Consider the following 26,249-nt stretch of genomic DNA (forward strand, 5'->3'; position numbering starts at 1 on the left):
GCTAGCTGTTAAAGGTCAACAGCGCTACGCTTAACTTTCTTTTGCTTTGAAGCATCAGCACGGCGTATTTGAAGTGCCTCAAAGTAAGCGTTGTCTTCACCCGTAATATACTTACCAGTAAATACAGAGTTATCAAACTCGGTAAGCTTATCATTACCTTCTGTAACAGAATCTTCCAAGTCCTTAAGGTCTTGGTAAATCAGTTTATCAACGCCAAGTTCGTCTGCAATTTCACTAATAGTACGGTCATGAGCGACTAACTCAGACGCTGCTGGCATATCAATACCATAAATATTAGGGTAACGAACCGGTGGTGATGCAGAAGCGAAGTAAACATTTTTAGCGCCAGAATCGCGAACCATTTGTACGATCTCTTTCGAGGTCGTACCACGGACAATCGAGTCATCAACTAACATTACATTTTTGCCTTTGAACTCAAGATCGATAGGGTTGAGTTTTTGGCGAACAGACTTCTTGCGCTCTTTCTGCCCAGGCATGATAAAGGTACGACCAATGTAACGGTTTTTGATAAAACCTTCACGGTAGCTCACACCCAATGTCATTGCCATCTCTAGTGCCGATGTACGGCTAGTATCTGGAATAGGGATGATCACGTCGATGTCATGATCTTTCCATTCGTTTTGTACTTTTTCAGCAAGTTTGTGACCCATACGCATACGTGCTTTATGTACGAATACGTTGTCCATTACCGAGTCAGGACGTGCAAAGTAAACATACTCAAATAAGCAGGTAACATACTTAGGATCAGTCGCGCATTGCTTTGCGTGAACTTTACCGTCGGCAGTGATGTAAATAGCTTCGCCTGGTTCAATGTCACGCTCAATCGTATAGCCTTGAGTAACAAGTGCCGTACTTTCAGAGGCGATCATGTAGTCGGTGCCTTGCTCAGTCTTTCGGCTACCATAAATTAATGGGCGAATACCGTTAGGGTCACGGAAGCCAACAATACCGTCACGTGTGATCATAGCAACCACACTGTAAGCACCAGTACAGCGCTTATGAACGCCTGCTACTGCTTCGAAGATATCATCAGGCGTTACTCTGTATGAGTTTAGGCGGTGAAGCTCCTGAGCAAATACATTCAACAGAACTTCAGAGTCAGACTCTGTATTGATATGGCGTCTGTCCGCATCAAATAGTTCTTGTTTTAAGTCTGTGCTGTTCGTTAGGTTGCCGTTGTGGGCAAGAGATATACCATAAGGTGAGTTTACATAGAAAGGCTGAGCTTCTGCTTGGGACGAGCTTCCCGCAGTCGGGTAGCGAACGTGACCAATACCCATGTTACCTTTCAGTTTTCGCATGTGTGAACTGGTTCGGAATGCATCCTTTACCAGACCATTTTTGCGACGAAGTGATAGATGTCGACCATCACTTGTTACGATGCCTGCAGCATCCTGTCCGCGATGTTGCAAGACGGTTAGCCCGTCATACAGTTCCTGACTTACTGCATTGTGACTAACAATGCCAATGATTCCGCACATTCAGGTTATACCTATTTAGCTGAAAAGGGTTAGTTTGTAACTACAGGAACAACAGGGTTTGAAATACCTGCTTCTTCCAATAATGAAGACATCTGTTGTGGTGCATTTTCTTGAATCCAAGTTGCAGCTGATGCAAACTTAGGAACAAGAATAGAGCTTTGCCACATTGGTTGTTCTGTGTATTTAGTTAGACTGGTAAACATAACTGCCATTGCTACGATCAGTCCACTCAAAGCAAGTCCAAACAACACACCTAGCAGACGATCGACCGTTCCTAAGCCGATAATCTTCACGGCTTTGCTAATTAGGTAGTTAAGTAGAGTACCTACGAAGAGAACAACTAAGAAGATGATGAGGCCAGCTATGATTCTTTGAAAGACTTCGCTTGATAGTGTAAACGGAAGCTCTGTCATCAATTCATCATGATAGAAAAATGCGATGCCTGCAGCAGCAATCCATGTACCAAGGAAGAGTGCCATCCAAACAAAACCACGACCTAATCCGACGAGTGCGGTGATAACGATAAAAATGACGATACCGATATCAATAAAATTTATATCCACTTATCTCACCTTGAATATTTAGTTTCTTGAAAAGTAAAAAAGCGAGCATGTCCTCATGCTCGCTCTCTTATAGTAATGTTACTTAGCGGCGAACAATCGCGCTTCGGTTAACATCTGCATTTTGCTTGTAGCGACGCTTCATTGCTAGGTGCACTTTTGATGCTTCAGCTTTGTTTGCGTACTGGCCAATTCTTACACGGTATAACAGCTTGCCATTTTGCGTCACTTTAGTTGAGTAAGCAGAATAGCCTTCTTTTCTCATCACACTAACTAAGCTTTGAGCACGACTAGCGCTCGATGTAGCTAGTAGCTGAATCGCATAACCTGAGCCACTTGATGCTGCTGCAGGTGCTGCTTTATTAACGACTGGCGCTGGAGCGGCTACTGATGTAGTTACTGGAGCAGGTTTGCTACTAGTCGAGCTAGTTGATGCTTTTCTACTACTAACAACTTTGTCTGTACGTGCTGATCTAGGTGGTGCTGACTTTCGCTCGTCAATTAAACGTGCTTGGCCGCCAGATGCACGAGCTTCAGAACTTGCAATAACTGATCCTTTCGTGGTGTTCGAAGGTCTGCTAGTACCTGTACTTGTTGATGCTTTAGGTGCACTTGTAGTTGTCGCTTTTACAGCACTTTGAGCGTTAACAGCAGCACTAGAGTTGCCGTTATTCACCAAGTCTACGTCAGACAGGTCACGGAAGTCAGTAGACGCTGTGTTTGGTGGGCGAACATTAAAGTCTAATGCTTTTTCACCTGCGTTAGTCACTGCGCTTACTGCACCAGCAACGCCTGCACCAACTGCTGTAGCAGAAGCTGCAATTGTACCGGTTGCGCTATCTAGAATGCTGCCAGTAGCCTTTACAGTGTTCTCAGCGCCTGCGCTAGCAATAACTGAACCGTCAACGTTTACACTGCTTGTGTTGTCCATGCTTAGCTGTGGAAGCTTAGTTGTCCCATCTGCTTGAGCAGTGTTTTCTGAGCCGGGAAGGGGCATATCAACGATATCTTGACGCTGATCTGCTTTGTCCTTTAGCAGAAATGCTAGCAGGCCTGCAGCCAGTAGCGCCAAAAGTACCGCACCTATTCCACGTTTAACCGTTGTCTTATTCATACCTTAGCTTCCTTTTTAAGCCGAATACTGCAAATTTCACACCCCGAAGTCATTTTCAGGTCGTTTATTTACTAGCTTTATAGTGAGATTATTAATATTGTGACAAGTCTGATGATTGTGCGTCAAGATTATCATGTAATGTATTGAAAATTATGAGTTCACTTGGCGTTATTCACTGGCATTTAGGCCTTGTATAAAGGCGGATACTACCAGAAAAGAGCCAAAGGCGACTACCCTATCTTCAGAATTCATAGTCTTTTGTAATGTTTTTATGACATTCACAGTGTCTTTATGGCATTCAATAGGAGCACTTATGCCAACTGCTTGTAATTTATCACTTAATATCTGAGAACCTTGGACGCGAGGCCCTTCGAGTGTGATTAAATGCCAAACATCAAAGTATTCTTTTAAAGGGCTTATAATGCCCTCTAAGTCCTTATCGACAAGCGCTGAGAAAATAGCTACTGTCTGTCCCTTGACCGGGTTGTTCTTTAGGTAACTTGCTAAAGCCTGTGCTGACTGTGGGTTATGTGCAACATCCGCTAGTAACTCAGGATTTTCACCAAGCTTTTGCAATCTACCAGTGACTTGAGCGTCTAGTAGGCCATTCTTAATCTGCAAATTGCTGACTGGAAGTACTGGGTTCAAGTCTAATATTGCAGTAATCACCGATGCTGCATTATTTAGCTGAAAATCGCCGCGTAACTTAGGTAGAGGGAATCTGTAAGCATTGCGATGAGTATCAACATATTTCCATGTTTGACCGTCTTTGGATTTTCTCCAGCTAAAGTCTTTCCCTTGCTGAAGAAGCTTAGCGCCAATACGTATTGCTTCTGAACCCATGCTCTCAGTTGGATTTGTATCGCCACAAACTACCGTTTTTCCTTCACGCATGATGCCCGCTTTTTCGACACCAATTTTCTCTCGGTCGTTACCTAGCCAAGCGACATGATCAATATCAATTGTTGTAATAATTGAGATATCAGCATCCCAAAGGTTGACCGCATCTAGTCGGCCACCTAATCCAACTTCAAAGATTGTGACGTCAACATTATGTTTGCGAAACAGGTATGCGCCAGCGAGCGTACCGAACTCAAAGTAGGTGAGACTAATCTCACCTCGAGCTTTGTCGATAGCCGTAAACGCTTCACAAATTTCTTCGTCAGTTGCCTGAGCGCCGTTAATGCAAATACGTTCGTTGTATTTTATAAGGTGAGGTGAAGTGTAACAGCCTGTGCTATAGCCCGCTTGACGGTAAATACTGTCAAGCATGGCAACACTTGAACCTTTGCCATTAGTCCCAGCAACGCTAACCACTGGCATGTCCAAAGTATCAAGTTGCATCTGTTCAGCAACAGCTTGCACTCGGTCAAGTCCTAAATCGATACTTGAAAAGTGCAGCTGTTCTTGCCACTCAAGCCACTCAGTAAGGGTGCGACTCATATAGATTGCCTATCGTAGTGACTATTTTGTCGTGTTTTGAATAGGAAGATTGTTAGCAGCAGGGATTTCACCCTCAATGATCGCATCAAGTGATGACGCTTCCTTCTCTATTAACTCTTCCGGGACTTCTCCAGCGACTGGTTCTTTAAGAACAACAGGCTCTGCTTCAGTTACTTGGCTAATGCCTTCTGGTCGAGCGCGATGCTGGAACATTGATAGTAGGTCAGATATTTCAGTTCGTAGTTCGTTACGGTGAATGATACGGTCAATCGCACCTTTCTCTAGTAAGAACTCACTTCTTTGGAAACCTTCAGGTAGCGTTTCACGGACTGTCTGCTCGATAACACGAGGACCAGCAAAACCGATCAGTGCTTTAGGCTCAGCAATTTGTACATCACCTAACATCGCAAAACTAGCCGATACTCCACCCATCGTCGGGTCAGTTAATACTGAAATATAAGGAATACCTTGTTCAGCTAAGCGTGTTAGTGCAGCACTTGTTTTCGCCATTTGCATTAATGAAAAAAGCGCTTCTTGCATTCGAGCACCGCCACTGGCAGTGAATATGATGAAAGGAATCTTTTCGCGCAAACTCACATTAACACCTTGTACGAAGCGCTCTCCAACAACTGACCCCATGGATCCACCCATGAACTCAAAATCGAAAGCAGCAACAACAACAGGTACACCAAACACGGTACCTTTGTTAACGAGTAGTGCATCTTTTTCGCCCGTTTGCTTTTGTGCGGCAGCAAGACGGTCTTTATACTTCTTAGAGTCTTTAAACTTTAAGATATCAATTGGGCCAATGTTGTTGGCAATTTCTTCGCGACCTTCTGGGTCTAAGAAAATATCAAGACGACGACGCGCATTGATACGCATATGATGGTTGCACTTTGGGCAGACCTCATTATTGCGTTCTAAATCTTGACGATACAATACCGTATTGCAAGAAGGGCACTGGTGCCACAAACCTTCAGGAATGTCCTTCTTTTTAATGTTCGTCGCTTCAGTACGAATGCGCGAAGGAATTAATTTTTCAAACCAGCTCATACAATTTTATCCATAGCATGGCGCATGTTCGCCAGCAATTTACTTGTTTTAGTAATGATGTGAACACCATCGATACCGAAGATGTTTGAGTTAATAGCCCTAGCAGTCACCGCCTGCTTCAACAATACGTGCGATAAAGTGCTCATGTATTGTTGGTCAAAGCAGGAATATCGCATCTACCCCTACTTTTTTCAAGGGCGTTGGCAAATCTTCTGGTTTTCTGGTTTGAGATAAGAGCCCTTATCTCATGACAGTCGACCGTGTTTAGCCGAGTTCTAGGCTTGAATACGATTTACTTCTTTCATTAATGCGTTGATTTTTACTTTGCTTTTGATGCCAGAAGACGACTCAACACCGCTACTTAAGTCAACGGCATAGACAGATGTTTGCATGATTGCTTCAGCTACATTATCGGGAGTAAGGCCACCCGCCAAAATAATTGGCTTGGCGTAACCTTTTGGTAAAAGTGTCCAGTCAAACGTTTCACCAGTACCGCCCGCTTTTCCAAGCGCATGACTATCTATCAAAATACCCAGTGCATCGTGGTACTGGTCAGCGTACTCAGTGAAGTTTTTAAGACCGTTAATGCCAACTGCTTTTATATAAGGCTTGTTGAATGAACGACAAAACTCAGCCGACTCTGCGCCATGAAATTGTAGTAGGTCTAGTTTTACCTTATTTAGTGTGTCATTCACTTGCTCGGCATCAGCGTTCATAAAAAGCGCGACGCTAGTAACAAAAGGAGGCAGAGCATTACAAATTTTAGCTGCTTGTTCTGGTGTGACGTAACGACTACTTTTTGCATAAAAAACAAGGCCAATGGCATCTGCACCAGCGGCTGCTACATTATGTGCATCTTCTATCGATGTAATGCCGCAAATTTTTACTCGTGTCATCTCTCACACCCAAAATTCTAAGCAATCAGGCTAACACAACACCAATAGAGTGTCAGCAGTGTTATTTAACGTATTTCTAAGGTCATCGGTAGGTTGCCTTTCGGACGGAGCGTCAAGCGACACTCATGCTTAACAAGCGTGCCTTCGGGTAGTGTTAACCTAAAGTGTTGAGCGAGAATAGCGATGGATAACACTGACTCAACAAGGCCAAAGTTTTTCCCGGGGCAAACGCGCGGTCCCGCACTAAAAGGAATGTAGGCAAACTTGTTAGGTTTTCTTTCAGCACCTGCTAAAAAGCGCTCTGGAATAAAACTATCAGGATCGTCCCAGTGGTTTTTATGTCGGTGTAATAGCCACGGCACAACTAACATCAAAGAGCCTTTAGGGATATGTTTTTTCCTAATAGTATCGTCTTCGGAAGCCTGTCTAGATATAATCGGTACAGGTGGGTAGAGCCTAACGGCCTCATCAAAAATAGCACGTGTGTAGGGTAGTTTGGCGACATCACTAAATTCTGGTGTTCTATCACCGAGTACTTCATCTAACTCAGCGTGCAATTTCTGCTCGACTTCTGGTGACTGTGAAATTAAGTACCAAGCCCAAGCGAGTGAGTTGGCGGTTGTTTCGTGGCCAGCCATAAACAACACAATGACCTCATTTCTTATTTGCTCACGCGTCAGCGCGTTTTCTTCTAGCTGTGTATTGGCAGACAGTAGGTGAGCAATGAGTGTTTCTTGATTTTCTTTTTTAGCGGTGAGGTCGATGATTTCATCAACAACGGCATGAATGCGTTTTGCAGCCCTTAACGCTTTAAAGCTTTTAATACTAAACTTATCCAGCCAAGATGGAATATTAGTAAAGCTACTTAAAGGCGTCTGTTTAATAGAAGCTTGGTACTCAGCAAAGGCGGTTACTACCTCGCCCGACTTTTCTCTACCTAAAGTTTCACCAAATAGTGTGCGAGAGATAATTTCAGCAGTCAGTTGGCCCATTTCTGGCAGCACGTTAATTGTGCTTTTATCGCCTTGCTTCTTCCACTCTTCAACCGTCTCCATAATGGTTGAAACCATTATCTTGCTATAGTTTTGGACGAACTTAGTGTGGAATAGGGGCATTTGTAGCTGTCGATGAGAAGCCCACGTTTCACCATGACTAATAAACAAGCCATCACCTAATAATGGTTCTAGCGCTTGCTCCATTTGCGGACTTTTGCGCTCATAAATTTTATGCTTTGTTACAAACACTTCTTTAACGATTCTTGGATCGTTTGCAATGAAGACGTGCTGCTTTAAAATCTTTTGCGACATGAACTCAAACTTGAATGAGTCCTCCGACCAGATTGACAGTAGGTCACTGCGTGCCTGTAGTATCGACTGTATCGCTGATTGTTTTTCTGTGTGGCGCTTCGGGTACGGCGGTGTGAAATGCTTCATCTATGAGCCTTTTATTAACGTTATGCTTTTACGGGCAATATGGCTGAAGATTTTTAATGTATCCATATTAAATTCTAGTGCACCAAGCGCTTTAAGGAGGATTAGCACTTCCCACAAATTATTTCCCTTGGTTGCTGCTATGTAAGCTTGCTCGGTTTTACCTGCAAACTTTTGTTTGTGGCTTGCGTTACCTTGAAAAGGGTAGATCTCGTTAAGGTGTGTATACGTGTATTTGAGTATTTTTTGTGTCTTTTGATTCTTATTGTGCCCAGGACTAGATTGAATGAGGAAGAGGGGAGACATACCCAGTGAAATAAACTCGCGACCTTCTTGTTCAAACACTTTCAATGCTTCTAGTAACAAGTAAGCACCGGTACCGTTGGGTGCTTCCGGAAGGATGCGGTCTACATTATGGTAGTAACCAATTACTTTTTCGTCACGGTAGACAGGGTCAAACACAGCCATTGCAATCATCTTGCCATCTAAATAAGCCCAGAAATTTCTGACATCAGGCTCTGCTTCGTACGAGAAAGGGCGGGATAAAATACCATATTCACGCGTGCCTTTATCATCTAACCACGCTTCACTAATGCCTTTAACAATCGTTTTATCGTCAAAGTCTGCAACTGATTGCTCTTCAATGAGAACGCCTTCACGCTGACATTTGTTACGCCACTGCCTAAGTTTGGCGCGTGCTTTCCCGGCTAGCTCGAAGTCGTTACAGGTCAGTTCGGTTTCAATACCAAAGCCGTTTACTTGAATACCGAGCGCTGTCAACGCGTCACCACACTCTGTATCGATGTGGACAAAGATAGCGCGGTCAGTTTCTTTTAAAAAGGCAGCTAATATTTGCTGGTAATTGGCAGGGTCGCAAACAGGATTGCCAATGACAATACGGTGACCTCTTATGCTCCAAATAAAGTGCTTAAAAGGAAGGTAGGCAATATAGCCAACACCGTCTAGAACGAAGTGCTCAAGTTCTGCTTGAAGGGTAGAGTAGCTCATGCTGCTGCTACCATAGCGTCTCAGGTAACTGCGTAGAACGGCTTCATTAGTGATGGTAGTGTTTTTATTGTTCATTTTAGGCCACTTTTATGACAGCCCACATACTAATATGGCCAACTCACGAATACCATAAAAAATATATTGGTATTTGTGGTTGGCCATTGCAATGTGAACTTCAGGTCACATTATTGCTGTCTCTTAGCGTTCGCGAACGAAACGACGAATCTCAGCAACATGACGACGGCTAACTTCTAGCTCATCTTCAATTTTATCGATTGTAACTTTAACGCGACCGATTGGTGACTTAGATAAACCACTGATGCGGCTCTTAGCTACTAATGCGTTACGGTGAATTCGAATAAAGCGCTCTGATAGGTCACTTTCAAGTGACTTTAGCGACTCTTCGATAATTACTTCACCTTCTTTGTGACGAACTGTCACGTACTTTTGGTCGGCTTGGAAGTAGTACACGTCTTCAATTGGAATTAATTCCAAGTTACCGCGGCGGCGAGCACAAATATGCTTGCGGTTAGCGATAGCGCTGTCAGTTTTGTCCAGCATTTCTGAACGTTGTGCGCGGTTTAACGAACGAGCTTGCTCAAGACTTTTTAATAGTTGTTCTTGTCTTATAGGCTTCATTAGATACCCTGTTGCTTTGGTTGAAAAGGCTTCAAGCGCGTATTCTCCGTACGCAGTCGTGAAGATAACGGCGGGTGGATTTGGCATGCTAGCTAAGTGCTTAGCGACCTCCAGACCATCCATAACAGGCATCGTAATGTCTAGTAGGATTAAATCTGGCTGATGACGTTCCACCATCATCAATGCTTCTGCCCCGTTTTCGGCTTCAGCACATATGTTGTAGTCTGACTTCTCTTTAAGCAGACTTTGTATTCTCTTTCGGGCTAGTTCTTCGTCATCAACGACGAGTATATTCATTGTCATTATTATTACTCCTTCGGGATCGAGAATGAGACGCGATATTGGTGGCGCGATCGTTTAATTTGTAAGTTGGCTTTATTGCCGTACGCCAATTTCAAGCGGTTTTTCAAGTTTTCCTGAGCGATATGATTTCCTTTTTGGTGTGAATTCGTACCTTCAGGAGGGACGGGGTTAGTGATCACAATATCGAGTTTGTCGCCAGCATCATAAAGGCTAATACCTAATGTACCGCCTTCCTCGCGGGGTTGTATCCCGTGATAAATTGCGTTTTCTGCCAGTGGTTGTAGCAGTAAGGGCGGGATCATCATTTCAAATGGCAATGTATTTCGATCCATATCCCAAACTATGTTCAAACGTCGTTTGCCTAGTCTCAGGCCTTCCATTCTTAAGTAGCGCAAGGTGACGTCCAGCTCCTCACGTAAAGGAATTCGGTTTCGCTTATCTAGTGTGGTACGGAAAATATCCGCCAAATCTAGAATCGCTTCTTCAGCTTGATCAGCATCTTGATGTACCAACATGGCAATACTGTTCAAGCTGTTAAACAAAAAGTGGGGTCTCATCCGTGACTGCAGTGCATCGTACTTAGCACCAGAGTCCGCTTTAACATGTTCATCCCGTTCATTTTGGATGTAAAAGTAACGTAAAGTTAGTAAAGTAATAACAATACTAATAAAAAGATTACGTAGGATGAATGGAGTGTCCCAATAAAATATTTCACCCACTTTTTGATAGCTGTCAGCCATGATTGTCAGAACTGAAGCGCAAATCGTAAAAAATGCAACGAAGCTTGCGGTTACTAAAGCAACACGCATTACATCCTTAGTGGAAGAAAAGCGGTTATATAGGCAGAGGCTCATAGTTGAGCTAATCACGACCCATTGAACAAATAATGAGGTAAGTGCTAGTTTCAATAATGATGCTTGGTAAGTCTCGGCGGCTGCGGCAAGTGCCAGAACCATTGCCAATACCTCAGCAGCAATAGCAACACTTAAAATAGATTTAAATGAACAGAGATTGGGTAAAAAACCTAATCGCTTTGTATTGGATTCCGTAGCTGACATTATTATTATTTCTTTGTCGGGTGCGTCTATCGCACCAGAGTCCGGAAAATTACCTCATTAGTTTGTTATTATTATATTTTACTAAACCGGTATCATTTCGGTTGTTAGGTCATCGCCTAATTATGTGCGTCTGTCTGGTTGCTGGTACAATTATCGTTGTTTTATTATCGTCCATCGCCATTTACTCAACGCTTATCTATTGTTCCACACTATGATAAGCTCTTCAATCAAATTTTACTTGCTGGAAGCTTAACGAATATGTCAAAAAACACTGTAGAAACAAACACTAAAGCATTTGAAAATAAACTATGGGGTGGTCGTTTTGCAGAGGATACTGATGCCTTTGTTGAGGCTTTTACTGCCTCGATAACCTTTGATCAGCGTCTAGCAAACCAAGATATACAAGGTTCTGTTGCTCATGCCGAGATGCTACATAAAGTAGGCATTTTGACGGCGCAAGAACTGACCGACATCAAAGAAGGTTTAGAGTCGATTCGTGTTGATGCGGAAGCTGGAAATATTGAATGGTCTATCGCGCTAGAAGATGTCCACATGAACATCGAAGCGCGCCTGACAGACCGCATAGGTATTGCCGGTAAGAAGCTTCACACAGGTCGTTCGAGAAATGATCAAATCGCTACAGACATTCGTTTGTGGTTACGTGAACAGATCGATTTTATCGGTACAGAAATCACTCGTTTGCAGCAAGGTTTGGTGTCTGTTGCTGAGCGTGAAGCACATACGATTTTACCAGGATTTACGCACCTTCAAGTTGCGCAGCCAATTACCTTTGGTCATCACATGATGGCATGGTACGAAATGCTTGAGCGTGATTTTGATCGTTTGCAAGATTGCCGCAAACGTATGAATGTAATGCCGTTAGGTTCTGCTGCACTCGCAGGTACCAGTTATCCGATAGATCGTGAGTTCACTGCTAAGTTGTTGGATTTTGATCGTCCATCAAATAATTCACTAGACGGTGTTAGTGATCGTGATTTCGCGATTGAATTCACTGCTGCTGCTAGCGTTATCATGATGCACCTATCTCGTTTCTCAGAAGAGTTAGTGCTTTGGACGTCTGCACAGTTTGATTTCATCAACTTGCCAGATCGCTTCTGTACTGGCTCTTCAATCATGCCTCAGAAGAAGAACCCAGACGTACCAGAGCTCGTTCGTGGTAAAACTGGCCGTGTTTACGGTAGTTTGATTAGTTTGATGACGCTGATGAAGAGTCAGCCGCTTGCTTACAACAAAGATAACCAAGAAGACAAAGAACCGTTGTTTGATACGGTTGATACGCTGATCGGTTGCTTGCGCGCATTCGCTGACATGATGCCTCACGTTGAGACTAAGCCTGAAAGCATGCGTCGTGCTGCAATGCAGGGCTTCGCTACAGCGACTGATCTTGCTGACTACTTAGTGGTTAAAGGTATGCCTTTCCGTGATGCTCATGAAGTCGTTGGTAAGGCGGTAGCATTTGGTGTTGAGTCTAAGCAAGATTTAAGTGAAATGACGCTAGCAGAGCTACAACAGTTCTCAGATGTTATTACTGATGATGTATTTGATGTGTTGACGCTTGAAGGTTCGGTCGCTGCACGTAATCACATTGGTGGTACTGCGCCTGAGCAGGTTTTGGCTCAGGCTGAGATTGCTAAGAGTGCTTTAGCAGCTCGTTAATCTAGGTGAGTAAGTTGCTATTGCAGCGCTAACTTAGGAAATAAAAGGCCTCGTACGGTTGTTAACTGTACGAGGCCTTTGTGTATCTACTAATTTTGTTTTGGAGAGGTTTAGTGCTGCTATGGCTTAGTAACTCTGTTGCTTAACGTCGCTTCCTAATCCACCAGCGTATGCTGCCAATCAAAATCAACAACAACGGTAATCCAATCAAGAACACCACCGACAATATGTTCAAACTATTACCCGGCATTTTCAGTTCAGTATCTGGTGCTCTAGATTGTTCGATAGAGAGTAGTTGGTCACTATTGCTCAACCAATCAAACAGTTTGTTAGTGAGCGTTAAGTTGCCACCATTAGCCGCACCAATAAACTGATTAAGCATAAAGTCACTGTCGCCCATCACTACAATGCGTTGTGCTTTATCCGCAAGTTGTCGGGTCATGCTCATCGCCAAACTCATAGGGCCGGGTAGGTCGCCTGTTGTGAAGTCACGGGTGACTTCGCCACTAAGCTCGCCAACCTCTAGCCATGTTTGATCTTCAGTTGTCAGTAGTGGCGCGTATGTCCAATCTGTTTGTACGTTGAGGTCTTGCTCTATCGCAGTTGCAAAAGGCAGTAGCACAGGTGTTGTCATGTCCTTGAGTAAAGGATGGCTAAATTTGATCACAGGCATTACTGCTGGGTGTTTAATGCCAAGCATCTCCTGAAGCTTAGGGTTATTACCCAAAAGTGTTCCTTCAGGGATATTTAACCCAAGCTGCTGCTTGATGCTATCCAAACCCGCAAGCGTGCGAGGCTCAGTTAGCCACAGTAGATTTCCACCCGTCTTAATGTAATCACTGATAACTTTGGCTTCAGTGTCTAAGTAAGACTGTAGCGGCGCCGCGATCACCACAAAACTAGAGTCTTTTGGTAATGACTGGGTCGTTAGTATATTGTGCGGCTGCAAACGAAAACCACGATCAGCAAGTCGCTCACGTAGCTTACTTAAGCCACTACCACTCTCGTCGAATGCATCGCGCTCTTGGTGGCCTTCTAGCATGATCACGCGCGGCACGTTATTGCGTAGCATCCGCTGCAACGTGTTGGCGATGGTATTTTCATCAACCGAACTGAGCTTTTTGCTGTCTTCACCCAGCTGAATAATAACTCTACCTTCCGAGACTACTTTATCTTGCTTAGCGCGGTCAGGATTTAAGTTAGGGTCAATAATCTCTAGCGTCGTGTCAGGCTTAAACTGCTTATATTTATTAACCAGTTTTTTCATGCCCGCGTGAAGGTTTACCTTTTCATCCGAAAGGTAGGCGACAAAGTTGATTGGCTTATCAATGGATTTAAGTAGCGACTGTGTCTGAGCTGTTAGCGTGTTACGTTGCCCAAAAGTGACATCAGTGATTTTTACCTGACGCGTGCTAAACCACGCAACAAGTCCTGCGAGACCTAACACTAGGCAATAAAATACGATCTGATTTAGATGATGGCCAAAGGCTGAAGGGCGCTTAATGCTCATATTATCCTAGCCTCTCGTTATCTAGCTTACGGACTGTTAGGGCTAAAAAGACGACGATAAACAGTAGGTAGTAAACAATGTCACGGCTATCGATAATGCCATTCAAAAAGCCTTGGTAATGGCCGAAGTGAGACAAGTAAACCAATAGTGGGCTTGGGTCTTCAGTGCGTATGCCTGCGAAGTAAAGCAGTGCGAGTACTAATAAAAACGCAAATCCTAGTAGTGCAGCCATCATGGTGTTTTTAGTCAGTGAGGATAAAAATAGACCTGCTGCAGCAAACGAGCTGAGCAATAAAAACAATCCTAAAATCGCACTGATCAATTGGCCAATATCTAATGAAGTACCGAGAAGCAGCGATAAGGGCATCAAGCTAATCATTCCAACCAAGCAGAGAACTAGTAGCTCAAGTGCCAGAAACTTACCTAATACAATCTGCATAGCTGAAAGCGGTGTTGCTCGAAGTAGCACCAGTGTTTGGTTTTGTCGTTCTTCAGCAAAGCTACGCATGGTCAGTAGCGGCATAATGGCTAGCATCATGATACCTGCGAACACGAAGAGCTGAGTCAGTACTAAGTCCGTCACACCGTAGGGCGCGTTACTGGCGATAATTTGTGGTTGTATGGTCGTGATGTAGTTTTCAGTTTGTATTAAAAATAGATACGCCAAAATGAGCTGTACAACAGCCAGCAATACCCACGCTAATGGCGTACGAAATAAGCGTTGAAATTCAGAGAAGCCAATATTAAGCATGTTTGGTCTCCGCTTTGGCTGCCAGTTCTTTATTAAAGAAGTCTTCAAGTGATTGGTCGCGTTGTCTCAGGGAGTCTAGGCTTTCATTTAGCACGGTCTTGCCTTTATTGATGATTTGTACGCGCTCACATACGGCATCTACCTCTTGCAGTATATGTGTTGAGAGAATAATGCCGTGGCTTTTGCCAAGCTCTCTCACCAAGTTACGAATCTGCTCAAGCTGTAAAGGATCCAGTCCAACCGTTGGCTCATCTAATATAATCAAAGGAGGGCGGTGCAATATCGCCTGTGCGATGCCTGTTCGCTGCTGATAGCCTTTTGACAGATTGCCAATGAGTCGCTTTTGTAACTCACCCAGTTGGCAGTCATCAATCGCAGACTCAACGGATGTTTTAAGTTGTTTGGCTTTCAGTCCATGTAACCTGCCGCAATAGTTTAAATATTCACGGATAGTCATGTCTTTATAGAGTGGGGGTGTCTCAGGTAGGTAGCCAATGTGACGACGCGCTTCAGTGGGGCGCTCTTTAAGATCAATACCATTAATGATGATGGTGCCAGCATGAGGTGCGAGCGTTCCAGATAGCATTTGTAAAATCGTCGACTTACCTGCGCCATTAGGGCCAAGTAGTCCGAGGACTTCACCTGCTTTGAGTTCAAGGTTAACGTTATCCACTGCAACATGGTTGCCGTAAAAACGCTGTAAGTCGCTGGCTTCGATCAGCAAGTTAGCTGCCTGCATGCCTTTTCCCTATAGTATTAGAGTTATTATGAAAGGTGGGTGTGTATTGTTTCCCCAAACAATTGCGCGTTGCTAGTGTAAGGGATTTTTAGGCATAAAAAAACCCGACACTAAGGTCGGGTTCTTTTGAAGCATGTTTCGAAAAACAAACTTACTTAATTTTAGCTTCTTTGAACATAACGTGCTTACGAACTTTTGGATCGAACTTCATCATTTCCAATTTTTCAGTCATCGTACGTTTGTTCTTAGTAGTAGTGTAGTAGAAACCTGTACCAGCACTAGAAACTAGTTTGATCTTATCGCGCATGTTAACTCCTATCGGCTGGGCCGGTTATACTTTTTCGCCACGCTTACGCATGTCTGCTAATACTACATCAATACCAACTTTATCGATGATACGAATACCTTTAGCTGTAAGACGAAGCTTAACCCAACGGTTTTCACTTTCAACCCAAAAGCGGTGGCTTTGTAGGTTAGGAAGGAAACGACGACGTGTATGGTTCTTCGCGTGAGATACGTTGTTACCCGCTACTGGGCGCTTACCTGTTACCTGGCATACTTTTGCCATGACTATTCTCCGAATCAGGAAATCTTATTTAGCTGATGCCCCGAATTCCAAGAGAATTTCAGACCATCGAAAAGCCGAGCATAATAGCCAATTACGGGCTGCACGGCAAGGATATTTTCTGTCTATCTTAAGAAGTGCTGATAAACTGGGTTTTGTGTCTCTTCTGAGTACTCATAACCAAGCTTTTCAAGCATTTCATTAAACGCTACACGGTCTGTTTCAGGGACTTGCATACCAATAAGTACGCGCCCAAAGTCAGATCCATGGTTTCTATAGTGGAATAAACTAATGTTCCAACCATTCATATTATTTAAAAAGTGGAGCAATGCGCCCGGTCTTTCTGGAAAACGAAAGCGGAAAAGTACTTCATCGCTCAAGTCAGGCGCGTGACCACCACCCATAAAGCGCATGTGTACTTTAGCTAACTCATTATCAGTTAGATCCAGTACGGATGTGCCGCTGTCAGTGAGTTGCTGAAGCAACTCATCTTTTTCAGTGTCACCAGCAACTTTAGCACCCACAAAAACCTGTGCTTTGTGCTGATCAGAATAACGGTAGTTAAACTCTGTAATCGCACGGTTACCTACCGTTTCGCAGAATTTACGGAAACTACCCGGCTGCTCAGGAATAGTGATGGCAAATAACGCTTCACGTCGCTCACCAAGCTCTGCACGCTCAGCCACGTGGCGTAGGCGATCAAAGTTAATGTTAGCGCCACTACTGATCGCAACGAACTTCTGACTTTTACAGCCAGTACGTTCTATATATTTCTTCATGCCCGCAACACCGAGCGCACCCGCAGGTTCTAAAAGGGTACGAGTGTCTTCAAAGACGTCTTTAATCGCAGCACAGGTTTCATCCGTACTCACTGTGATCATTTCATCAACAACGTCTTTTGCAATTTCAAAGGTGTTTTCGCCCGCAATCTTTACCGCTGCACCGTCTGCAAAAGTACCGATTTGATCGAGCATGACACGTTTGCCGGCTTTCAACGCCGTAGTCATGCTGGGTGCTTCTTCGTGCTCAACACCGATAATCTTAGTTTCAGGGCTTAGGTACTTAATCCACGACCCGATACCTGCCATAAGACCACCACCACCAACGCAGATAAAAATGGCGTCGAGTTTGTCTGGGTGTTGACGCGTAATTTCCATACCGATGGTGCCTTGCCCCGCGATCACATCTAAGTCATCAAAAGGGTGAACAAAGGTTAAACCATCACGCTCAATCAGCTCCATTGCGTGAGCATAAGCCTCGTCAAAGGTGTTACCCACTAGCACCGCGTTACCACCAAAAGCACGTACATTATTCACTTTAATGTCAGGTGTAATGGTTGGCATAACGATCGTTGTTTTTATGCCTAGGTGCCTACCTGCGTAAGCCACGCCTTGTGCATGGTTTCCTGCTGAAGCAGTAATGACACCACGTGCTTTGGCCTCATCTGACAAGTTTTGCATGCAGTTAAATGCACCACGTAGCTTGAAAGAGAACACAGGTTGTAAGTCTTCTCGCTTTAAATAAATAGTATTTTCAAAACGACGAGACAATGAGTTAGCTAATTCGAGTGGCGTTTCACGTGCAACATCATAGACGCGCGCTTTGAGGATTCTTTCTATAAGGTCATTTTTCATCGTTTGGTCGCTTTAAAGCTATATTTGGCAAGGTTTAAGAGTGCCATAGACTATCATCATTCGGTATGATGTCGATATTTGAATTTAGAAGCGGTTAGAGCTATGACACAAGATGAAATGAAGCGCGCAGCAGCGGCAGAAGCACTTAAATATGTCGAAGACAACTCAATAATTGGTGTGGGTACAGGCTCAACGGCGAATCACTTTATTGATTTATTAGCAGAAAGCCGTATTCCTTTAAAAGGCACGGTTGCTAGCTCTGTTAAAACGGCAGAGCGTTTAAAGTCTCACGGTATTAAGGTGATGGAGCTTAACCAAACTGGCCCACTAGATTTATATGTTGATGGTGCTGACGAGTCAGATGCTCAGTTAAACCTGATTAAAGGCGGTGGTGGCGCGTTAACACGTGAGAAGATTGTTGCAGCAGCGAGTGATGTATTTGTGTGTATCGCTGATGAGAGCAAGCTTGTAGAAGTTATGGGTGAGTTCCCATTGCCTGTTGAAGTGATTCCGATGGCACAAAGTTATGTGGCACGCGAAATGATCAAGTTGGGCGGAACACCTGACCTTCGTCACGGTTATACAACGGATAACGGTAATATCATCTTAGATGTGTCAGGTTTAAAAATTACTAACCCTGTTGAGCTAGAGTCAAAAATCAATCAAATCACAGGTGTTGTGACAGTGGGTTTATTTGCTGCACGACCTGCTGATGTCTTGATCTTAGGTACACCTGGTGGCGCGAAGGTTGTTAAAGCGTCTTAAGCTTTTCAATACTTTAGACAGACACCACTGAATACTAAATACAGAGTAAAAAATGCTAGTTGATAAGATAAAAAACAGAGAAAGCGGCATCGTCCTTTACGGTATCGTTCCTCCTAAAGCAGGGTCACCTGCCGAGAAAGTTGCTGAAATATCTGCTCGTCAAATTGAGCGTCTACAAGGTTTAGATATTGATGGACTGATTCTCTATGACATTCAAGATGAAGCGTCTAGAACCTCAGAAGGTCGTCCATTTCCGTTTATGGAAACCTTAGACTCGTTTGAGTACAGCCGTGAGTATTTATCGGCTCTCAATGTGCCAAAGGTTATTTATCGCTCGGTCGGTAAGTACAGTGAGGCTGAGTTAACGAACTTTGTGACTAGTTTAGACCCACAGCAAGAGTTGACGGTATTTGTTGGTGCGTCATCAAAAGATCAAGCAGTAACGATGTCTGTGTCAGATGCTTATGACTTACGACGCGCTAAAAATAGCGATGTACTGTTGGGTGGTGTGACCATTCCTGAGCGTCATGAGTCAAAGAGTGATGAACACCTACGTGTGTTTAATAAGATGAAACAGGGGTGCTCGTTTTTTGTTTCACAGGGTGTTTATGATGTGAATGCATCTAAAAACTTGCTGTCTGATTACTATTATTATGGTCAGGAACACAACATTCCATTAGTGCCGATCTTGTTTACATTGACGCCTTGTGGCTCTCAAAAAACACTTCAGTTTATGAAATGGTTGGGCATTAGCATTCCTCGTTGGTTGGAAAATGAACTGCTGAATTGCCATGATATTTTGCAGCAGTCAGTTGATGTGTCTGAGCAGAATTGGTTAGAGCTTAAAGCGTTTGCTGATGAGAAAAATATTCCAATCGGCTGCAATATTGAAAGTGTTGCAGTACGTAAGGAAGAGGTTGAAGCGTCTATTGAATTGCTAAACCGCATTCAAAAATAAGCTGTCGTTTAAGTGATATAGAGGAGTACTTGGCTAAGCTGAGTGCTCCTTTTTTTATGCAAAAAATTATAGAGATCATTAATACGTAAAGGCACTTAATATCACTTCATGCCCTATACTAAGTGACTTAAATTATTAAACTTTTTAATGCTGTTGTCACTTTAGAGAGGAACTCACTATGAATCTTGATCAATACAAAAATTTACTTGCGACTGATGTGTCAGATGCTCAAGGCGAAGGCTTTGCGATGGATATTGCCATTAAGTCATTATTAACGCCTGCACCTCGCATGATGGGCATTGCCTTTACGGTTAAATGTGAAAATCGTAGTAATACGTATTTGCATGATGCGATTTATAGTGCGCCAAAAGGCTCGATAATTGTTGCAGAAACAGATGGTGCTGATTATGCCGTTGCGGGTGGTAACGTGTGTGCAGTGGCGCAACAGAATGGTATTGCTGGGTTTGTGATTGATGGTGTGATTCGTGACCTTGGTGAGATTCGTAATTTAAACTTCCCTGTTTATGCGCTTGGTGCGTTTCCAAAGCCGGGTGGTAAGAGTGATGACGGTCAGTCTCAAGTGGAAATTACTTGTGGTGGCGTGACGGTTAATACTGGGGATTTGATAGTAGCGGACGAGGAGGGTGTTGTTGTGGTTCCTCAGGCTGATATTGAAACGGTTATGCAGAAAGCGTTGAGTAAGTTGGCGGAGGCGGATGCGCAGTCATTGGCTGAGTGGCGTGAAGGGCATGAGGCTAAAATTAAGGAAATACTAGGGAAGTGATAACTTTAAAAGGCCAATGCCTCTGTGGCGGCATAAAATACGAAGTAGATAAACTAGAGTCTAAAATGGGTAACTGCCATTGCATCATGTGCCGTAAGTTTCATGGTGCAGCTTTCTCAAGTTATGGCGGAGCAAAATCCGAAGACTTCCGCTGGATAGAAGGTAAAGAATTACTCACCCAGTTCGTTGCTGAGAACGGCACAACTCGCCAGTTTTGCAAAACCTGTGGCTCTAGTTTGACGTTTGCTGAGCCAAACGATACGGGTGAAGTAGTAGAGTTTGCATTAGGGACTTTGGACTCTGAAATCACCGAACGCCCAGACGTACATATTTATACCGACTTTAAAGCGAATTGGTTTGAAGTTGAGGATGGTTTGCCCTGTTATTCAGAAGGTAGAGATAGTGAGCGCATTCAGAAATAAATTGTTTTTAGAGCGTCATCTCAGGCATGTAATCTGAAATGACGCCTTAGCGTTTGAGATGTTATAACGTGCTGTACGAACTACCGCTCAACCGCCATCGCAATTCCCATACCCCCACCAATGCACAGCGTCGCCAATCCCTTCTTAGCATCACGACGTTTCATTTCATGCAGTAGAGAAACCAAAATACGAGCGCCTGAAGCGCCAATAGGGTGACCCAACGCAATTGCTCCGCCATTCACATTGATCTTGTCGATATCCCAGCCCATTGACTCATTCACAGAAAGCGCTTGAGCGGCAAACGCTTCATTTGCTTCAATCAAGTCTAAATCAGCAACTGACCATCCCGCTTTTTTCAAACACTTTTGGCTAGCAGTAGTCGGCCCAGTGCCCATCACTTTTGCAGATACACCTGTGGAAGCACATGACACGATACGAGCTAATGGCTCAAGTCCTAGTGCGTCAGCTTGACCGCGAGTCATCACCACGACAGCTGCTGCGCCATCATTTAAAGTAGACGCATTACCCGCTGTCACTGTGCCGTTTTTGTCAAATGCCGGACGTAGTTTTGACAAGCTTTCTGCCGTCACTCCTGCACGAGGGCCTTCGTCTTTATCAAACACGACTGGGTCACCACGACGTTGAGGGATCTCAATAGGCACAATCTCATCTGCAAACACGCCACTGGCTAAAGCCGCTTCTGCTTTCTGTTGAGACTTTGCTGCAAACTCGTCTTGTTGCTCACGGGTCAGCGTGTACTCATTAACGATATTTTCTGCGGTAATACCCATGTGGTAATCATTCGTTGCACACCAAAGGCCGTCATTAACCATCGAGTCTTTAAGCGACCAATCCATCATTTTCTTACCATCACGCGAGTTCGGTAGATAGTGAGGTGAGGCGCTCATGTTCTCTTGACCGCCAGCAATGACAACACTTGCGTCACCACACGTAATCGCTTGATAAGCCAGTTGTACCGACTTCAAACCGCTGCCGCACACTTTATTAATAGTCATTGCTGGAACTGACTCAGGTAGTCCAGCTTCAATGCTCGCTTGCCTTGCAGGGTTTTGTCCCAAGCCAGTCGTGAGCACGTTGCCCATAATCACTTCATCAACACTGTCTGGTGCAATGCCTGTCTTTTTTACTAAGTCAGCCATAACATTTGCACCCAGCGTCGTAGCAGGTACTTTTGCTAAACTGCCACCAAAATTACCGACAGGTGTTCTTGCAGCGGCAACAATTACTACATCATCTTTTGTGCTCATTTTCCTACCTACTCTAATTTTTTATGTCGCATCAGTCAGTTATAAACTGGCTGATGCATTTTACAACACGCTTATCTTAAAATGTCATCTCAGGTACATGGTCTGGTATGACGAGTTCGCCTTCGGTCAGTGTTTGAATCTCTTCAACGCTGACGCCTGGCGCACGTTCACGCAAGACAAACTTGCCACCTTCAATGTCCATTAGCGCAAGATCGGTCAGGACACGTTTGATGCAGCCTTTACCGGTTAGTGGCAAGGTGCACTCTGACAGCAGTTTAGATTGGCCATGTTTAGACGCGTGCATCATCGTTACGATGATGTTGTCAGCGCCTGCAACTAAGTCCATTGCGCCGCCCATGCCTTTGATAAGCTTGCCCGGAATCATATAAGACGCAATATTGCCTTGGCAATCCACCTCAAATGCCCCCAGTACCGTGAGGTCAACGTGACCACCACGAATCATTGCAAAAGACTCTGCTGATGAGAATAGGGAAGCGCCATCGACCATGGTAACGGTTTGTTTTCCTGCATTGATTAGGTCTGCGTCAACCTCTTCATCCAGTGGGAATTGACCCATGCCGAGTAGGCCGTTTTCTGATTGCAGCATGACCTGCATGCCGTTGGGAATATAGTTAGCTGCTAAGGTCGGAATGCCAATACCTAAGTTGACGTAAAAACCATCTTGAAATTCTTGAGCGACGCGTTGAGCGAGTTGTTCACGAGTTAAAGCCATGTCAAATTCTCCTTAAGCGCTGCGCACAGTGCGTTGTTCGATGTCTTTTGCAAACGTGCCTAAAATGACGCGGTTAACATAAATACCCGGTAAGTGAATCTCGTCTGGGTCAAGCTCGCCAACTTCGACAATCTCTTCGACCTCTACGACTGAAATTTTGCCAGCGGTAATTGCCATTGGGTTAAAGTTGCGAGCCGTTTTGCGGAACATCAAGTTACCGAAGCGGTCAGCTTTCCATGCTTTAGCAATGGCAAAGTCACCTTTTAGTGCTTCTTCGAGAATGTAGTGACGACCGTCAAATACGCGTGTTTCTTTGCCTTCACCAACGGGTGTGCCGTAACCGGTAGCCGTGTAGAAAGCAGGGATGCCCGCACCGCCAGCGCGCATTTTTTCAGCGAGTGTGCCTTGTGGTGTTAGTTCGACTTCTAATTCGCCGCTCATCATTTGCGCTTCGAACAGCGCATTTTCACCGACATAAGAGGCGATCATTTTTTTGATCTGTTTGTCTTCTAGTAACAAGCCTAAGCCTTTACCGTCAACGCCAGCGTTGTTAGAGGCGATGGTTAAGCCTTTTGTGCCTTTGCGTTTAATTTCTTTGATGAGATTTTCAGGGATTCCACAGAGGCCAAAACCTCCAGCGATCACTGTCATGTTATCTTCAAGGCCGTCCAGCGCCTCTTCGTAACTGCTAACTACCTTGTCAAATCCAGCCACCGTAATCCTCCTGCCTATTTCGTCATAAGATTTGTTTAGGTTGCAAGAAATCGTTATATTAATCAATTTGTATTTTTCAATGTATTGATAACTTTAAACTATTAATGACTATCCCAATAAATCAAGTAATCGCGTTTAGCGCAGTCGCACGCACGGGCAGTTTTGCTGAAGCTGCAATTCAATTACACCTGTCGCAACCGTCGCTGAGCATTTCCATTAAAAACCTTGAAGAAGCGTTGGGTGGTAAGCTTTTCTCTCGCACGACGCGTTCGGTGTCGCTGACACCTGAGGGGAAAGCATTTTATCCTGTCGCACGGAGGCTGCTGTCAGATTGGGAGCAGTCAATGCAGGATGTGCGTAATCACTTCGCGCTGCGTCGAGGGAAGTTGGATATTGCTGCGATGCCAACTTATGCAACAAATCGATTACCTAAGTTACTTGCTGAGTTTCATAAGGCATATCCTGATATTCATGTGACTGTCCATGATGTGATTGCTGAAAGTGTGGTGGAAATGGTGCGGGAAGGGCGTTGTGAATTAGGCGTGACGTTTGCTCCAGATGACGCGCTGGATCTTGATTTTAAGTCGTTATTTAAAGATCGGTTCGTTGCAATTTTGCCAGCGGGTCATGAACTGCTAGAGAAAACAGAACTGAAGTGGTCTGAAGTGCTTCGTTATCCGCACATTAGTTTGCAGCGACCTGCGGGAACGCGTTTATTGATTGATAAGGCGTTAGCGGAGAAAGGGTTGTCGATGACTCCGTCGTTTGAGTCGCATCAGTTGGTGAGTATTGGGCGTATGGTGAGCGAAGGGCTTGGCTTGAGTGTGGTGCCTAGTACTAGTCGCTTGCAAATGGAGGAGATGGGGGTTGAGTGTCGGGAAGTTTCATCGCCAGTGATTACTTATGAACTGGGGATTGTCACTAGGCGGCAGCAGACGTTGTCGGTGGCTGGGCAGGCTATGCAGGCTTGTATTTTAGATAGCCTGAGCCACCTCTAGTTTATTTTGTAGTCTAAATGTTCGTGTTGTAACTTAAGTAAGAGTAGTGAAGAGATTCAGGTGGTACGAGGTGTGTGTGATGGAGTTATTCTGACGCACAAAAAAGACCGACAAAAGTCGGTCTTAAAAGGGAGGAGTGTAGAATGAAATAAACTGCGGTCTTACAAGGTGCTGCTATTAATCGTTATCGCTATGACGATCTTCGTTGTAGCTCACATCAACATTTACTAGACCAACAAAACCTAATTGACCGTTTGCGCCCATGCGCTCTTGAACAGTTACATAAGATCCGTTTTGTAGTTTTGCTGAGTCAACATCTGCATCAATTGCAAAGATATCTAACTCATTGAATAGTTGGCTTGGTGAAGCAGACTGTAGTTGAGACAATTTGTTTGTACCCAACTGGTAAGCTGCTGCACGGCTAGACGCTGTTTCAGTCGTTAGCGTGTCTTTTGTGTGCTGCTCGAAGTCATATGCCTGTGCTGCTGATGCGCCGATTAAAAGAACTGATGCTGCTACTAGTGAAGTTAACGTTTTCATAGTTTTTTTTCCTATCGAAGGTTTCGTTTAAGTGGGTCTACTATGCCACGGTGATGCTGACAGGAAACTTTCAGGAAAATGACATTGCTGCCATTTAAGACTTTTTTTGTCATTAAATTGAAATGGTTATTCAGCTTTATAAAAAACATTTCTCGCAAACAAAAAAAGACCGGTAAAAGCCGGTCTAAATAGGGAGGAGTGTGCAGTTTATGCAATAAACTGCGGTCTTTCAGGTATTGCTATTAATCGTTGTCGCTATCGCGGTCTTCGTTATAGCTAACATCAACATTAACTAAACCAACATAACCAAGTTTGCCATTTGCTGCTGTACGCTCTTGAACCGTCACATAAGCACCATCTTTAATACGAGTTGAACTCTTGTCAGCATCCAAAGAGAAGATGTCTAATTCATTGAATAGTTGACGTGGAGAAGCAGACTGTAGCTGTGTCAATTTGTTAAGACCTAACTGGTAAGCGTCAGCACGACTAGACGCCGTTTCAGTTGTTAGCGTGTCTTTTGTTTGCTGCTCAAAGTCATATGCTTGAGCTGCTGACGCGCCGATTAAAAGAACGGATGCTGCTACTAGTGAAGTTAACGTTTTCATAATATGTTTTCCTGTTGAAGGTTCTCGTTTAAGTGGGTTAACTATGACATTGTGATGCTGACACAAACCTTTCAGAGAAAATGACATTACTGCCATTTACTGACTTTATTTGTTATTAAATTAAATCGGTTATTTACAGACAAAAAAAGACCGACAAAAGCCGGTCTTAAAAGGGAGGAGTGCAGAATGAAATAAACTGCGGTCTTACAGGGTGATGCTATTAATCGTTATCGCTCTGACGCTCTTCAAGGTAACTCACGTCAACATTTACTAGACCAACATAACCAGCTTGTCCGTTTGGTGCTGTACGTTCTTGGACAGTAATGTATGCGCCATCGTTTAGGCGAGTCGTGCTTTCATCGGCATCCAAAGAAAAGATATCTAGTTCATTGAACAGTTGACGGGGTGAAGCAGACTGTAGTTGTGTCAATTTATTCAGACCCAGCTGGTAAGCTTCAGAACGGCTTGAAGCAGTTTCTGTCATGACGGTGTCTTTTTCATTTTGCTCGAAGTCATATGCTTGAGCTGCTGACGCGCCGATTAAAAGAACGGATGCTGCTACTAGTGAAGTTAACGTTTT

28 protein-coding genes and 1 pseudogene are annotated in these 26,249 nt (G+C 44.1%); 6 read left to right on the plus strand and 23 right to left on the minus strand.

All coding sequences use genetic code 11. From position 1 onward, the window contains the following. Window positions 1-8: 8 nt before the first annotated feature. From purF to DKT75_RS08850, 11 genes and pseudogenes are all read right to left on the minus strand, one after another. Window positions 9-1,502, minus strand: coding sequence for an amidophosphoribosyltransferase (purF, locus tag DKT75_RS08805; protein ID WP_109823057.1), 1,494 nt, complete (start codon window positions 1,500-1,502; stop codon window positions 9-11). Between the two features lie 29 nt (window positions 1,503-1,531). Next, window positions 1,532-2,065, minus strand: a complete 534-nt coding sequence (locus tag DKT75_RS08810; RefSeq protein WP_109823058.1) for a CvpA family protein — start codon at window positions 2,063-2,065, stop codon at window positions 1,532-1,534. 82 nt (window positions 2,066-2,147) lie between these two features. After that, window positions 2,148-3,176: an SPOR domain-containing protein gene (locus tag DKT75_RS08815; RefSeq protein ID WP_109823059.1), complete on the minus strand. Its 1,029-nt coding sequence runs from the start codon at window positions 3,174-3,176 to the stop codon at window positions 2,148-2,150. A 168-nt stretch (window positions 3,177-3,344) separates the two neighbouring features. Then, window positions 3,345-4,619, minus strand: a complete 1,275-nt coding sequence (gene folC, locus DKT75_RS08820) for a bifunctional tetrahydrofolate synthase/dihydrofolate synthase (protein WP_109823060.1) — start codon at window positions 4,617-4,619, stop codon at window positions 3,345-3,347. Between the two features lie 195 nt (window positions 4,620-4,814). Next, window positions 4,815-5,672: pseudogene (gene accD, locus DKT75_RS08825) on the minus strand (acetyl-CoA carboxylase, carboxyltransferase subunit beta); the annotation flags it as partial. After that, complete coding sequence (locus DKT75_RS21735; protein WP_146201346.1) at window positions 5,669-5,848, minus strand: hypothetical protein; 180 nt, start codon at window positions 5,846-5,848, stop codon at window positions 5,669-5,671. The gene DKT75_RS21735 and the pseudogene accD, both read right to left, overlap by 4 nt. 99 nt (window positions 5,849-5,947) lie before the next feature. Then, on the minus strand, window positions 5,948-6,568 hold the full coding sequence (locus DKT75_RS08830; RefSeq protein WP_109823062.1) for a phosphoribosylanthranilate isomerase: 621 nt from the start codon (window positions 6,566-6,568) through the stop codon (window positions 5,948-5,950). 65 nt (window positions 6,569-6,633) lie between these two features. Then, on the minus strand, window positions 6,634-8,001 hold the full coding sequence (locus DKT75_RS08835) for a cytochrome P450 (protein WP_109823063.1): 1,368 nt from the start codon (window positions 7,999-8,001) through the stop codon (window positions 6,634-6,636). After that, window positions 8,002-9,081 (minus strand): DUF2156 domain-containing protein, encoded by a 1,080-nt coding sequence (locus tag DKT75_RS08840; protein WP_109823064.1) that lies wholly within the window; start codon window positions 9,079-9,081, stop codon window positions 8,002-8,004. It abuts the gene before it with no gap. Between the two features lie 123 nt (window positions 9,082-9,204). Next, entirely contained in the window at window positions 9,205-9,948 is a 744-nt protein-coding gene (locus DKT75_RS08845; RefSeq protein WP_170310665.1) for a LytR/AlgR family response regulator transcription factor, read from the minus strand. A gap of 5 nt (window positions 9,949-9,953) precedes the next feature. Continuing rightward, entirely contained in the window at window positions 9,954-11,006 is a 1,053-nt protein-coding gene (locus DKT75_RS08850; RefSeq protein ID WP_109823065.1) for a sensor histidine kinase, read from the minus strand. A gap of 258 nt (window positions 11,007-11,264) precedes the next feature. Here DKT75_RS08850 and argH point away from each other — a divergent pair, with 258 nt between their 5' ends. Beyond that, entirely contained in the window at window positions 11,265-12,683 is a 1,419-nt protein-coding gene (gene argH, locus DKT75_RS08855; protein ID WP_109823084.1) for an argininosuccinate lyase, read from the plus strand. A 142-nt stretch (window positions 12,684-12,825) separates the two neighbouring features. On the opposite strand, the gene DKT75_RS08860 is transcribed toward argH, so the two are convergent. From DKT75_RS08860 to ilvA, 6 genes are all read right to left on the minus strand, one after another. Next, window positions 12,826-14,193, minus strand: a complete 1,368-nt coding sequence (locus DKT75_RS08860; protein ID WP_109823066.1) for a GldG family protein — start codon at window positions 14,191-14,193, stop codon at window positions 12,826-12,828. 1 nt (window position 14,194) lies between these two features. Continuing rightward, complete coding sequence (locus tag DKT75_RS08865; RefSeq protein WP_109823067.1) at window positions 14,195-14,944, minus strand: ABC transporter permease; 750 nt, start codon at window positions 14,942-14,944, stop codon at window positions 14,195-14,197. Beyond that, on the minus strand, window positions 14,937-15,683 hold the full coding sequence (locus DKT75_RS08870; protein WP_109823068.1) for an ABC transporter ATP-binding protein: 747 nt from the start codon (window positions 15,681-15,683) through the stop codon (window positions 14,937-14,939). The genes DKT75_RS08865 and DKT75_RS08870 overlap by 8 nt, the downstream gene beginning before the upstream one ends. A 151-nt stretch (window positions 15,684-15,834) precedes the next feature. After that, on the minus strand, window positions 15,835-15,990 hold the full coding sequence (gene rpmG, locus DKT75_RS08875) for a 50S ribosomal protein L33 (RefSeq protein ID WP_109823069.1): 156 nt from the start codon (window positions 15,988-15,990) through the stop codon (window positions 15,835-15,837). A gap of 24 nt (window positions 15,991-16,014) precedes the next feature. Then, window positions 16,015-16,251: a 50S ribosomal protein L28 gene (gene rpmB, locus DKT75_RS08880; RefSeq protein WP_109823070.1), complete on the minus strand. Its 237-nt coding sequence runs from the start codon at window positions 16,249-16,251 to the stop codon at window positions 16,015-16,017. Between the two features lie 122 nt (window positions 16,252-16,373). Continuing rightward, window positions 16,374-17,882 carry a threonine ammonia-lyase, biosynthetic gene (gene ilvA / locus DKT75_RS08885; RefSeq protein WP_109823071.1) on the minus strand — a complete coding sequence of 503 codons (1,509 nt, stop codon included), beginning with the start codon at window positions 17,880-17,882 and terminating at the stop codon, window positions 16,374-16,376. Window positions 17,883-17,984: 102 nt separating this feature from the next. Between ilvA and rpiA the strand changes: the two genes are divergently transcribed. The 4 genes from rpiA to DKT75_RS08905 all read left to right on the plus strand — a co-directional run bounded on the left by rpiA (window position 17,985) and on the right by DKT75_RS08905 (window position 20,811). Then, a complete protein-coding gene (gene rpiA / locus DKT75_RS08890) occupies window positions 17,985-18,647 on the plus strand; it encodes a ribose-5-phosphate isomerase RpiA (RefSeq protein WP_109823072.1) in 663 nt (220 codons plus the stop codon). Between the two features lie 52 nt (window positions 18,648-18,699). Then, window positions 18,700-19,605, plus strand: a complete 906-nt coding sequence (locus tag DKT75_RS08895) for a methylenetetrahydrofolate reductase (RefSeq protein WP_109823073.1) — start codon at window positions 18,700-18,702, stop codon at window positions 19,603-19,605. A 178-nt stretch (window positions 19,606-19,783) separates the two neighbouring features. Next, entirely contained in the window at window positions 19,784-20,389 is a 606-nt protein-coding gene (locus DKT75_RS08900; RefSeq protein WP_109823074.1) for an RraA family protein, read from the plus strand. Next, window positions 20,386-20,811 (plus strand): GFA family protein, encoded by a 426-nt coding sequence (locus DKT75_RS08905; protein ID WP_245923145.1) that lies wholly within the window; start codon window positions 20,386-20,388, stop codon window positions 20,809-20,811. The genes DKT75_RS08900 and DKT75_RS08905 overlap by 4 nt, the downstream gene beginning before the upstream one ends. Before the next feature lie 80 nt (window positions 20,812-20,891). Here DKT75_RS08905 and DKT75_RS08910 read toward each other — a convergent pair whose 3' ends face one another. From DKT75_RS08910 to DKT75_RS08920, 3 genes are all read right to left on the minus strand, one after another. Further along, a complete protein-coding gene (locus tag DKT75_RS08910; RefSeq protein WP_109823075.1) occupies window positions 20,892-22,079 on the minus strand; it encodes an acetyl-CoA C-acetyltransferase in 1,188 nt (395 codons plus the stop codon). 76 nt (window positions 22,080-22,155) lie between these two features. Next, window positions 22,156-22,812, minus strand: coding sequence for a 3-oxoacid CoA-transferase subunit B (locus DKT75_RS08915; RefSeq protein ID WP_109823076.1), 657 nt, complete (start codon window positions 22,810-22,812; stop codon window positions 22,156-22,158). A gap of 12 nt (window positions 22,813-22,824) precedes the next feature. Next, the gene (locus DKT75_RS08920) at window positions 22,825-23,526 is read right to left on the minus strand and encodes a CoA transferase subunit A (RefSeq protein WP_109823077.1); all 702 of its coding nucleotides are present in this window, start codon (window positions 23,524-23,526) and stop codon (window positions 22,825-22,827) included. Window positions 23,527-23,630: 104 nt separating this feature from the next. Between DKT75_RS08920 and DKT75_RS08925 the strand changes: the two genes are divergently transcribed. Next, window positions 23,631-24,524, plus strand: a complete 894-nt coding sequence (locus tag DKT75_RS08925) for a LysR family transcriptional regulator (protein ID WP_109823078.1) — start codon at window positions 23,631-23,633, stop codon at window positions 24,522-24,524. A gap of 177 nt (window positions 24,525-24,701) precedes the next feature. On the opposite strand, the gene DKT75_RS08930 is transcribed toward DKT75_RS08925, so the two are convergent. The 3 genes from DKT75_RS08930 to DKT75_RS08940 form a co-directional block, all read right to left on the minus strand. Next, on the minus strand, window positions 24,702-25,064 hold the full coding sequence (locus tag DKT75_RS08930) for a DUF3316 domain-containing protein (RefSeq protein ID WP_109823079.1): 363 nt from the start codon (window positions 25,062-25,064) through the stop codon (window positions 24,702-24,704). A 242-nt stretch (window positions 25,065-25,306) separates the two neighbouring features. Further along, window positions 25,307-25,669 (minus strand): DUF3316 domain-containing protein, encoded by a 363-nt coding sequence (locus tag DKT75_RS08935; RefSeq protein ID WP_158278819.1) that lies wholly within the window; start codon window positions 25,667-25,669, stop codon window positions 25,307-25,309. 220 nt (window positions 25,670-25,889) lie between these two features. Beyond that, on the minus strand, window positions 25,890-26,249 hold a 360-nt coding region (locus DKT75_RS08940), incomplete at its 5' end, for a DUF3316 domain-containing protein (RefSeq protein ID WP_109823081.1).

Source organism: Leucothrix arctica, from assembly GCF_003172895.1.
GTDB classification, from domain to species: domain Bacteria; phylum Pseudomonadota; class Gammaproteobacteria; order Thiotrichales; family Thiotrichaceae; genus Leucothrix; species Leucothrix arctica.

Bases quoted from the DNA above. Each gene is read 5' to 3' on its own strand.
- argH (WP_109823084.1), top strand. From the start codon at position 11,265: ATGTCAAAAAACACTGTAGAAACAAACACTAAAGCATTTGAAAATAAA.
- rpiA (WP_109823072.1), top strand. From the start codon at position 17,985: ATGACACAAGATGAAATGAAGCGCGCAGCAGCGGCAGAAGCACTTAAA.
- DKT75_RS08895 (WP_109823073.1), top strand. From the start codon at position 18,700: ATGCTAGTTGATAAGATAAAAAACAGAGAAAGCGGCATCGTCCTTTAC.
- ilvA (WP_109823071.1), bottom strand. From the start codon at position 17,882: ATGAAAAATGACCTTATAGAAAGAATCCTCAAAGCGCGCGTCTATGAT.
- rpmB (WP_109823070.1), bottom strand. From the start codon at position 16,251: ATGGCAAAAGTATGCCAGGTAACAGGTAAGCGCCCAGTAGCGGGTAAC.
- DKT75_RS08815 (WP_109823059.1), bottom strand. From the start codon at position 3,176: ATGAATAAGACAACGGTTAAACGTGGAATAGGTGCGGTACTTTTGGCG.
- DKT75_RS08930 (WP_109823079.1), bottom strand. From the start codon at position 25,064: ATGAAAACGTTAACTTCACTAGTAGCAGCATCAGTTCTTTTAATCGGC.
- DKT75_RS08910 (WP_109823075.1), bottom strand. From the start codon at position 22,079: ATGAGCACAAAAGATGATGTAGTAATTGTTGCCGCTGCAAGAACACCT.
- DKT75_RS08835 (WP_109823063.1), bottom strand. From the start codon at position 8,001: ATGAAGCATTTCACACCGCCGTACCCGAAGCGCCACACAGAAAAACAA.
- DKT75_RS08845 (WP_170310665.1), bottom strand. From the start codon at position 9,948: ATGACAATGAATATACTCGTCGTTGATGACGAAGAACTAGCCCGAAAG.
- DKT75_RS08830 (WP_109823062.1), bottom strand. From the start codon at position 6,568: ATGACACGAGTAAAAATTTGCGGCATTACATCGATAGAAGATGCACAT.
- DKT75_RS21735 (WP_146201346.1), bottom strand. From the start codon at position 5,848: ATGCGATATTCCTGCTTTGACCAACAATACATGAGCACTTTATCGCAC.
- DKT75_RS08840 (WP_109823064.1), bottom strand. From the start codon at position 9,081: ATGAACAATAAAAACACTACCATCACTAATGAAGCCGTTCTACGCAGT.
- DKT75_RS08900 (WP_109823074.1), top strand. From the start codon at position 19,784: ATGAATCTTGATCAATACAAAAATTTACTTGCGACTGATGTGTCAGAT.
- DKT75_RS08935 (WP_158278819.1), bottom strand. From the start codon at position 25,669: ATGAAAACGTTAACTTCACTAGTAGCAGCATCCGTTCTTTTAATCGGC.
- DKT75_RS08860 (WP_109823066.1), bottom strand. From the start codon at position 14,193: ATGAGCATTAAGCGCCCTTCAGCCTTTGGCCATCATCTAAATCAGATC.
- DKT75_RS08915 (WP_109823076.1), bottom strand. From the start codon at position 22,812: ATGGCTTTAACTCGTGAACAACTCGCTCAACGCGTCGCTCAAGAATTT.
- folC (WP_109823060.1), bottom strand. From the start codon at position 4,619: ATGAGTCGCACCCTTACTGAGTGGCTTGAGTGGCAAGAACAGCTGCAC.
- purF (WP_109823057.1), bottom strand. From the start codon at position 1,502: ATGTGCGGAATCATTGGCATTGTTAGTCACAATGCAGTAAGTCAGGAA.
- DKT75_RS08865 (WP_109823067.1), bottom strand. From the start codon at position 14,944: ATGCTTAATATTGGCTTCTCTGAATTTCAACGCTTATTTCGTACGCCA.
- DKT75_RS08870 (WP_109823068.1), bottom strand. From the start codon at position 15,683: ATGCAGGCAGCTAACTTGCTGATCGAAGCCAGCGACTTACAGCGTTTT.
- DKT75_RS08850 (WP_109823065.1), bottom strand. From the start codon at position 11,006: ATGTCAGCTACGGAATCCAATACAAAGCGATTAGGTTTTTTACCCAAT.
- DKT75_RS08925 (WP_109823078.1), top strand. From the start codon at position 23,631: ATGACTATCCCAATAAATCAAGTAATCGCGTTTAGCGCAGTCGCACGC.
- rpmG (WP_109823069.1), bottom strand. From the start codon at position 15,990: ATGCGCGATAAGATCAAACTAGTTTCTAGTGCTGGTACAGGTTTCTAC.